We start from the raw sequence: 811 nt of genomic DNA, 5'->3' as shown, positions 1-811 counted from the left end.
CCCATGATGGCCCCCATGCCGGCCCTGAAGCGGTGGCACGCCTGCCCGCCCCCGATCCTGCCGTGACCACCATCCTCGACGCGAAGGCCCGGCTCGGCCTGACGCTGATCGCTGGCGGTGCCGTCGCCAACATCTATTACAACCAGCCGCTCCTCGGCCTGATCGTGTCCGAGTTCGGCGACGCCGCCGCCCTGTGGGTGCCGACCACGGCGCTCGTCGGCTACGGGCTCGGCATCATCGGGCTCGTGCCTCTGGGCGACGCCCTGCCCCGCCGCCGCCTGATCGTGGCGCAATGCCTCGGGCTCGCCGTGGCGCTGCTCGCTGTCGGCCTCGCCCCGAACCTCGCCTGCCTGGCCCTGGCGCATCTCGTGGTCGGCGTGCTCGCCTGCGCGGCGCAGCAGGCGGTGCCGTTCGCGGCCGAGCTCGCCCCGGATGCGAGCCGCGGGCGGATCGTCGGCCAGGTGATGACCGGGCTGCTGACCGGCATCCTGCTCGCCCGTACGGCGAGCGGGTTCCTGGGGGCGCATCTCGGCTGGCGGGCGGTGTTCCTGGCCGCCTCGCTCCTGGCGCTCGCCATGGCGGGCATCGCCCGCGCCACCCTGCCGCACACGCCCCAGACCCATCCCCTGCGCTATCGCGCCCTGATGCTGTCGATCCTGCACCTCGCCCGGTCGCAGCCGGTCCTGCGCACCGCGAGCCTGTCGCAGGCGCTGCTGTTCGCCGCCTTCAATGCGTTCTGGGCCACCCTGGCCCTGCTGGTCGAGAACCCGCCATTCGGGCTCTCTGCGGCCGGGGCGGGGCTGTTCGGGGT

The 811-nt window shown here is 73.7% G+C and carries 1 protein-coding gene; it reads left to right on the top strand.

Features of this window, described 5'->3' with window-relative positions:
• Positions 1–62 precede the first annotated feature (62 nt).
• A partial coding sequence (locus FV233_RS29670; RefSeq protein WP_147899660.1) for an MFS transporter occupies positions 63–811 on the top strand: 749 nt, incomplete at its 3' end.

The organism is Methylobacterium sp. WL7 (assembly GCF_008040085.1).
Classification (GTDB): Bacteria; Pseudomonadota; Alphaproteobacteria; order Rhizobiales; family Beijerinckiaceae; genus Methylobacterium; species Methylobacterium mesophilicum.
The sequence above is the reverse complement of the archived record's forward strand: the minus strand, read 5'-3'. Positions and strand labels throughout refer to the sequence as shown.